1 protein-coding gene is annotated in these 10,653 nt (G+C 31.9%); it reads right to left on the bottom strand.

What is annotated here, in order from left to right; genetic code table 11:
• Window positions 1–10,652 (bottom strand): thrombospondin type 3 repeat-containing protein (locus tag ACUSJC_RS04965; RefSeq protein WP_449268446.1); only part of this gene is annotated, 10,652 nt, incomplete at its 3' end.
• Window position 10,653 lies beyond the last annotated feature (1 nt).

Below are 10,653 nucleotides of genomic sequence, written 5' to 3'. Positions count from 1 at the left end.
CTATAACTAAGAACGTCCGGGAAAAGCGCTGTTGATAATGGAGCTCCATTACCGTCAACTTTTATCAGTTTTCTATCGGTAACCACCGATAATACATTTCCTAAATGATTCGATAATTCATAACGTTTATCACCTACATAACGGTAATAATCTTCTAATGTTGTTCCTACTATGGTAATTTCTCCGGAACCTTGGTCATATCCTTCACAAATATCACCTATTCCGTTTTGGTTATTATCCGTTTGATTTGCATTTGGCATTGTAGGACAGTTATCACAAACATCACCTATACCATCTAAATCGCTATCTGTTTGGTCGTAGTTTGGCGTTGTAATACAGTTGTCACAAGCATCTCCTACTCCATCTCCATCGGTATCTAATTGATTCCCTATACCTGCAATATTTGCTTGATTAACTCCATTTGCTATTAACTTACAGTTATCACAAACATTTCCTACTCCATCATGATCATCATCTTTTTGATCCGGATTATAAGTATACGGACAATTATCACCTGAATCTACCCAACCATCGCCATCCGTATCAAGTGCTCCCGAACCACAATAAGATTCTATGAATGGAACACCTGTGGTTGTCATACGCAATCCATTTTCAGCACGTGTTGGATTTAATTGGTCATCAAATGTAAACTCATTTTCATAAGAAGAATCATCCGGATCTTTTAAATATTGATCAATTGCATAAGTGAAGTTACATATTTGTGCTTCAATTCCTAGTTGTACAGGTAAAGTAAATAGAGTTCCATCACATGTCTGTCCATAAATTTTATCTGAAACGTCACCTAACTTATTTTTTATATCAACAGGTAAAAGGCTACTAGAATCATGACTTCGACGAATCGTATTACTTTTTTCTCCGGAAACAAGTTCTCCTTGGTCAGTTTTAAAATCTTTTATTGAGTATAAATTTCCATTGATGTATAATGTAGGGATGTAATTACTTCTACCAGTATCATAAACTAATTTTAAGTCATAACTCCATTCCGTCTCACTAAAAGAAGGTATACTTGATTTTAAAGTATATTTAGTAGAATATAAATAGCTATAGTATCTATTATACTTTCTACTTTTATGTTTTCCATCGCAATTTCTGCGTTCTTGCTCATATCTTCTAAAATACTTTTCCAAATAAATTACTGGTCTATAACCTCCTGATGTTTTTTCTACAGTAAGTAATATTACAGAATTATAATATCTTAAAGCTTTGTAAATATCGGGTTCTCCTGGGATCAACACTTCTCTATCTCCTTGTAATAAGGACAAAACTCTTTCTCCTGAATTCCAAGAACCTTCTTCATTAATCTTAAAGTTTGTTTTTATTTTTATTTCTTGTGCGATACTACCCGCTTCACTATAAAAATTCAAATCATTAAAAGAGGTTGCATCACTCCAAGAAGTAGCATTACTTCCATTAAGTTCAAGTCCATGAAGATCAAGTGAAACAGGAGATGCTGTTGCAATTTCCGGTGTTGCCAACTGTCTTTCAACTATACTTGGCATCTCTTTTTGAGCTATTTTTAGTTCCTGAGTATTTACTAAAGGGATATTCTTTTGCTCTATTCCTAATCGGCTACTACCATAAATATGGTGTTCACTCAAGAAAAGATTATCGGCATCTTTTTCATATACTGCTAATACGTTTCCTTGTGCATCTCTTTCGTAATATGTTGTAGTTGTGGTTTGACCGCTAGTAACCCGTTTTGCTAATCGGTTTCCTAAACCATCATATTCGAATGCTATGATTACTCCTGTATCTTTTATGATCTTGTCTACTTTACCATCTACTCTCCATTTTATGGTTAATCCTTCCGCATTGTCTCGGGTTAACTGTCCTATTTCATCATATATGTAATTACCATATTTTTGATCATCAATATCCTTGCTATCAACTCCTGATGCTACTGTATCGTCAATATAGCCTAATTGGTTATTATTTTGATTTGGATATTTATATGTAAAATCATCTATAAAATTATCATTTACTTTACGAGTAAGATAGGTTAAGTTACCATTTTTATCATACGAATATGTACTGTTATAGGAAGTAGAACCTTCCATAGGAGTTGAATTCATTGACTTAATGCGGTTCAACTGGTCATAACGATAATAATTATATTGAGTGGACAATAAATTTTGATCAAGATCTATTAAAGAAGTTACCATTTCTTTAATATTACCATTATACAGATCATTTGCTTGTTCCTGTCCATTAGTTCTGGAATACAAGAACGGAGTATTATCATTATATCTTGATTTGTAATCTCCGCTATAATAATTTAAGGCAAAGCCAAAAGCGTCTTGTGCGACACTTAAACCGTCTTGTCCTATGTCATTGGTTTGTCCTGCTTTTTCTCCATTAACAGATTTTAACCAACCTTGTAAGGTATAGATGTAATCTACTCCTTGTATTTCTTTGTCTCCAATAACAGTTCTTGCTAAAGGTCCATGATCATAATATGAGTAGTCTGCTTCTTTTTCCCAAACTACATTGTCTTTACTAGTAGAAACTTGTGTAATTCTATTATCGGCATCATAATCATATTTATGAATGAACTGCTCTTTTTGATTATCAGGCTGATATGTTACTTTATTAACATTTCCGCTAATTAAATCATAATCATATTGTACTTTTTTAATTTTTTGATTTTCTGATAATGAAGCATCATTTATTCTGTTTACCAACTCTTTAACATTACCGTGTACATCATAATTATAAAAAATAGCGTTATTATAATTTTCTTCACTTGTTGAAGCTGTCATTGTGTCAAAATAAAGTACTTCTGTTACTCTTTTTTGAGCGTTATTACTATCGTAATCACTAAAATAACTACTTGAAGCTACAGATGGTTCATCATATTTAGTTTTAGTGACTTGTTTAAATGAGTTAGAAATATTTTGCGGGTAATTATTTCCAACTGCATCCACCGGAACCCAGCTATTATTTGTATTATAAACTAATTTCCCATCTTCATCTATTGAAATATCTTCAGTAGTCGAGAATTCTCCTGCTTCAAAAATACGTCCTAATTCATCATAACGAGTATAACTATAATTCTGAGTAGTAGTAGTATATGGTACAATTTTAATATTAAATGCTCCTGTGGGAGGTGGATAATTAAAAGCAACATTTACAAAAGCAGGAGTATTAGGAAAATAATCTATTTTGTGATCATTAGTACTACTAGACCCTATTACAATTAAAGTGTCGTTTATATAATAATAAAAATTACCTTCTCTGCGCTCTAATCTTAACCTATCTCCTAAATTAACATAATAAGATGTAGAAGTAGTTGTTGTTGTTTGTTGATCGCTATTACAATATACTATATGTAGTCTTGAAGAACCTGCTACATAAAGTCCATATTTTATATTATTAAAAATACTCGTAACAACTGCGTTATCAAAACCAACTCCCAAAATAACAAAATTATTATCTGATAAGTTTCCTGAAATCGTTCTTTCTACGTATCCATCATTAAATAAAACATTATCCGTATTCGCATATGTTCCTGTATTCCAACCACTTGAACTAGAAACCCTAACTATATTATTCCCTTGTTGAGCTAGCTGATTTCCAATATGTGTAAACTGAGTATCAATGACATTTTCTTGCTGTTTTTGCTTTTCATTTTGAGAAGCAATTATTCTTCCTAAAGCATCATACGCAAAACGAGTCTCTCCTCCGTCAGGAGTGGATTGCCATACTAACTGATTTAAAGAATTATACCTATACTTTGTCTGCATAGAATGACTAGGGACTGTTTCACCATTACCTTGTCCGTCAGCCAATTGGTTTACTGATTCTTCAGATTCCCTGATTGCATCAATAGCATCATTATATTGTTCATCATCAATTCTATTAACTCCTTGTGGAGGAACTGTTTGTATTAAATTACCTGCTTGATCATAATAATATAAAGTATATTGATATTCTCCATCAAATCCTTCTTTAGTGAACGTTTCTTTAACACTGCTTATCGCTGCATTAATGTAATCAGCTCTAAATTGTTCTCTTTTTTCTTCAAAATAATTCTCTAATAACTGTGAATTATAAGTTCCTTGAACGTTAGCATTAAATATTTCACAAGGTGTTAGAATATCATAACTTAAACTTTCAAAACTAGGAACTAATGGTGCCGGAGGACATATTTTATTTTCAATGGTATAAATCTGGTCAATAAATTGAACCCAAGTTAAAAAGTTTCCTGATGAGCTGTTTTGTTGTTCATTCAAATAATTTCTATATTCATTTACTGCTGCATATGTTCCGGAATATCCATAATTTAATTTAGATGCTCCAAACTCTCCTAAGGTTATAAACAAAGGATTTTCAATGTCCGTCCAAGTTCCATTTCCATATTGACCTGATAGATTAACCTGTCCGTCATCTAACCCGAATACTTTTAAATAATGTAAATAATCTGATGATAAATAACCATAATTGGCTTCACAGAAGAATTTTGCTGCCAATAACTCTTCTTGTGAACTAATTTCTGAATCATCATAATTGATTTGTCCTGAGAAATTTTTTGCCACAATTTCTTCAAGTAACACATCATTTAAAGTCAATGTTTCTAAAAATTCATTCCATTTTTCATAACATGCAACAGGTGCCACTACCTCAGGAACACAAGTTTCACATGGTACTACAACATCCTGATAACACTCATTAATCTCAAGACAAGAGATTGTTCCAGTTGCATTTACTTGTTCATTAGATGAAGTAGTAACTGTTGCTGTGAAAGACGTTAAATATTTATCAAATTCTATGTTTGAAACAGAACTTATATTATCTAAAGCTACACCTGGAATATTAAAAATAACTTCGCAAGAAGAATCTTCAGCAAAAGTAAATCCTATTTGTGAATCTTCTCCATTTTCTACCTCATAATAATTATAAATCCCATCAGGAGAATTGGTTATAAATTGTGCTAAATCATTAAAGTTGGCAGACACATAGCCTTCTTCTACAGTTGTACTTGTTGCTAATTCTTGTAATAAGCCTGCTAAACCACTCTCTACTTGAATAAGCTGATCACAGTCTAAATTGAAACAAGATGGCAAAACAGAACAAACTATAGAGGATCCTCTAGGAACTAAATCTTTTTCTAATGGAAAATCTTTACATTCACGTCCATTACATGATACGCATTGATAATAATTATCGTAATGTATTTTTAGACAGATAGTATAAACATTATCAACTGTATTTGATATAATATCCAAATCTGAAAAATATGTTACATTTTCTAAAATAGTCGAATTTGTATAAGCACATCTATCTGGAAAAGTGACAAATGGTAATCTTATCTCACAATCTTTTTCTTCATTAAAATAGAAAAACATACCTAACTCAGAGCCAGAACCAATAGAATATATTGAAAATCCATATATCCCTTGAGCTTGAGGAATAAAATTCTGAATTTCAGACATTAATATAGTTCCTTCTAGATAACCATCGGCTATAATACCATTATTGTTTTGTTGATATTCCCATAAATGATTAATTAACTCTAGCATCTTAATCTCTGCATTCTGCTCATTAACATATACTCTTTCTGTACATTGGCATCCAAAATCTAAATTATTGATAGTTCCTTGTACTGAAGAAATATCTCCTGTTGTTGTTAAATAAAATAAAATAACCGGTAACGTGCCATTTGTTATTTGATTACCAATTTGAATACTGGTCAATTTTAAAAAAGAAGAAGGTAAACTTATATTTAATTCTAAAGCATCAACTCCATTAATAGTAATATTATATATGTTCCCCGAATTGCTCCATTGTGCTTCTAAATTTGTATCATCAAGTATTTGAGGAAGAATCCCTTGACCATAACCATAAGAGTCAACATCCGAAACAATCAAGCTTTGTGTATTGTCTAATAAGCCTAACTGGGTATAATTAGTAACATTTCCTCTTAACTTGTTCATTAATCGTACCAAACCTCTTTCAAAACGCGTTTTATTAAAACAACCACTTCCTGCATCAGTTTCAGAACTTGTTGTTAAATCGGCTCCCTCTTCATCAAACTGACAATTTCCTATAGAAGCAACTGTTGTTCCTTCTATTATGATTTCTTCTTTAGGACAATTGGCTACAGAAGATGAATATCTTTCTATTTCTGCAACTATTCTAAACTTTGAATTAGAATTAGGAACATAATATATATCCTTAAACTTTGTAATATAAAATTCAGTTCCATAAATAGCCCATGAAGGTTGAGGAATATCTCCGCAAGGATTATAATAGGTTTGAGGCTCTATAATATTAAGTGTTATTGATTCTCCTGTTCCTATAGTCAAATTCCAGAACTCAGAATTTCCAGAACTCTGTTCTCCTATTATTAACTCGCTTCCTGTCAAGTTAGCAGGTGAAGTATCTCCTCCCAAAGCAACATATAAATCTTCTGCTAAATATGGCATATCGTATAAATGCATAGAAGATACAGAAGGTATATTAAGCCCTGTAGGGCTTAAATCAGTACTGATTAATCCGTTTAATAAAGTTTCTATATCTGCCAATAAAGGACATTTTCCTGTTTCTAAAAAATAAGAAGAATCTGCATCGGCTGCTGAATTAGCTGCTACTTCACTATCAGTAAGTCCTGAATCATAACCGTAATCGGCAGAAATAAATCGTTTTTCTTTTTCTGAATAATATTGTAAACTATTATTATTACAAACACTTTCTACAAAATCAAAGTATTGATCTTCATGTGGTGCTGAATAACCCGATCCATTATAATTTGTAAGAGCATATTCTGTGAAAGCAAATATTTTTTGGAAGTTATTTGGCGTTGAAGGATTGGCATCGTTATCAAAAGTATATTTTTTAAAAAGCGTTTGGAATGTATCCATATTCTCCGGATTTCCGATACAATCATTATATCCCAAACGCTGTAAAGCGTATAAATGAGAGAATACTGTTTTTGTTTTTTCTTTAGTGGAAATATAATAATTTCTGAAAGTCTCCCAAATTCTCTTTTTTTGATATTGAGATAAACCATTTATAACAGTTAATAGATTACTGTTGCTAATTAAGTTAGAAGTTCCTGAATTGAATAACACAGAATAAGCCGATTGAGGTGCTAATCCATTACTTAATACTACAGTATAATAGGCTATAAATAGCATCGGTAATTTATAGTTACTGCCATTATATTCTAATTCAAAACCATCATAATTATGGTTCAATGCTTCATCCATTATGTTCTTTCGTAATACACTTGTCGATAAAGTATATGTAGAAGTTACTGTTCCTACTGTTATGCTGACACCACTTTGAGAAAAATCATTAGTTCCATAAGACAAGGTATAATAAGGATCTTTATTAAGAGCTAATATCTCTTGTATTAATGAACTGCTAAACTCTTCATTATCTCGTAAAATTTGATCAAAAGAATCTGAATTTACGTCTTCAAATGTTTCATTGTTTAAGCTTAGAGTAGCGACTTTTTCATCACATATTTTTTGAAAATATTTATAATATTGGTATTCAGGGTGAAATTTAACTAAAGCATTAGCCCATGATGGTTGCCAATATTTTAGGAAATCTTCTATATTTTTAAGGTCTTGAGGTCTAATTTTACTACTCTCACCAACTGTCACTCCATCTAAAACTTCAGGATCATAAACTCCTGTTGCTACTTCTTCAACATCTATTAAGGACTCTATTCCATACTCATCTGTATACTCTATGTTAGGATTTCTCCAACTAAAATTTGTATAGCCTGTTCCAGTATTTATACCACCATAAACTAAACCATTATATTCGTCAAAAACACTCAAAGACTCATAATCCGTTAGATTTTCTGTTTCGTTACTTGCTTCTTCATCTTCTTCTAAACTTCCATCATCTTCTCCGTTAATCTTTTCTAAACTTCCATACTGACCTTTCGGGCTTACATCGGCTAAAAGCATATCATAGTTAACACTACAAGCATCTATCGGGGTTTTACATAAATCTCTACATGTTTGAAGCAATAACAAAAACTCACTTTGTAACTGAGACTCTGCGGCCTCTATTTGAATTTCATCATCTGATCCCAGAGAAGAATCTATAATAAGATTATTTCCGTTGTATGAAAAATTAAAACTAGGAAAAAGAATTTCTAAATTTTCAAGTGTATAGTTCTGTTTCATGATTAAAACATAACTTTCTCTTACTTGTGTATTTCCTAACTCAAATTGTGACGCAAATGTTGTTGATTTTAAGAAGTCATCATAAGTAGGCCATTGTGCGACATCACTTGGATCTGTCGGATCATACTCTTTTGTATTAAAAAAAGTACTGAAAGAAGTATACTGTGCTTCACTTAAGTATCTTTCCCCAAGCGATAACTCACATGAATGGCACGAAATATTACAATCATTTATATTTCCACCTGTATCAAAGTTAATTTGAGGATAACAAGCTCCCTGTGTATTACTTATTCTATTTATATAATCTTCTGTATACGTATCTAATGCCTCTTGATTAATTCTTACATCTTTTCCTAAGGTATAAGTACCTTTGGATAAAACATTCGTATTTAAAGTCTGTTCAAAAGCCTGTTGTAATCCCGAACTACTTCCCGATGTATCTATAGTACCTATCTGATCTGTAATTGTACCGCTTATTCTTTCATTTCCGCAATCATCTTTCAAACTAACATTCCAATCATACACAAATGGATATGATTTATTGTCACAATCGGAGATGAATAATCCTGAGTTTTCACTCTGCAATTTATATTCAAGAACAAGGCTACCGTCTTTAGTTACTGCTACTTGAGAATTTAGGTTAATTCCATCACTTAAAATACCATTTTCTCCGGAAGCATATAATGCATTATTTCCTAATAAATTTGTTTTAAGATCTCCTTCTAAAACACCATCTAACTGTATTAAATTTCCGATACTCTCTCCTGCTAATGCTGTTGCTACGGTTCTTCCTTGTGGATCTAAATAACTGATACTAACTTGCCCGTTAGGATCAATTACCATATTCTTCTTATAGTGCTTAAAATCGCCTACTTTATATCCGAATAATCTATTTAATTCTTCTTGTCCGGGAACAGAATAAAAATATTGCATTTCATGTCCGTTTCCTATCTGATGTGTTTCTCCTACTCCTCCTTTTCGTCTAATTCTTCCTGTATTATCAGGTGTATATTCTATTTGAGAAAAAGGGTAATTCTCTGCATCAGGAACAAAATCCTGATATGTATTTTCCGGTGTATTATTATTTGCATTTGGCGAATAGTATTTACTTGCACCGGAAGCTGTTCCCATACCGTCTATTACTTGCGGATCACAAGATAATTGTTCTTCTTCATCTTCTTGATCCCAATCAAAATCATGGTGAGAAAATATAGTGGAGTTATCCGAATTTCTATTCAACATATCAAAATGTTGTATTCCTGTAACACCCACCGGGGTTGGCAAAACTTCTACAGCCGGTCTTCCCTGATTATCGTAAATTACTTCACCAACAATAGTTTGATTATTTGTATTTGTCTTTGTAACAGTTTGTCTATTTCTTAAACTTCCATCAAAATAACTTACTACATCTTTTTTCTTACCATCCTCTGCATAGGAAGCCTGATACTGCCAATTTTTTTCTCCTGATTCATGCTCTTGATTGATTTCTAAAAAACTTCCCCAATCTTGAACGGTTGCATAAGTTTCGGGCTGAAATGTAGTCCAACTACCATAGTATATTTTTTTTATGTTATTCAAAAATCGTCCTACCGCTCTAACTCTATAAACTAAAAATCCTTTATTAAAAATCAGAGGTATCCTATATTTAGTATCTTTAGTCTGAACGCGGGTACTATTTCGTAAAAAATCGACTTCTGTTAAGGAAACTTCATTAGCAGCAAAACTGGTAGATAGTGTTTCTCCATAATTATCAATCCATGCCCATTCCAGCTCATATTCTACCGGTTTATTTCCGTTATTTTGTATCTGCCAAATTATCTCTACTTCTTTTGCACTACCTGAAACCGCATTATATCCTAAATTAGTTTCTCCTGAAGTTCCATAATCAATCAAATTATGAGAAACTTGTAATGTTGTTGAACCTATATTGTAATAACGTTCTGCTTCAAAAGTAAGTTTTAGGTAGGTTGAATTTAAAGTGGATCCACTAAATCCTGTAATAACATTTCCATTAACATCTTTATAAACAACACTCTGAATAGTAACCTCTGCTTTATGTGTATTAGGCAGCCTTAAAACTGCATAATCATTATGTTCAAAATTATCTGACACATTGTTGTGTACTACCAACAATTCTTTATCATTTTCAATGAAACTCGTTCCATCTAAATTGTATCGGGTAATATCTAAAACAAGATCACAAGAATAAACATAAGCATATTTTGAAGTATTAGATAAATCTTCTTGAAAGCCGAAATGAATATAAATAGCTGGCGATTCTGAATAGAAATCTAATTGTTGAGGATTAGAGTTCAATAAATGCCCTTGTATTTCACTATACTTATCATCAGTAACCGAAATAGTTGCTCCTTGTAATAGAGTTGAGCTATTTAAAGTTCCTGATTCAATATAAATTTTATCCTGTCCATAAGTAATAGCAGTAATTAATATTGTGAACAGTCTCAAAATTAGAAGTATTCTTTTCATT

The sequence above is a fragment of the Flavobacterium sp. U410 genome (assembly GCF_053570605.1).
Note: the sequence above shows the minus strand (reverse complement) of the source record. Positions and strands in the feature narration are given on the sequence as shown.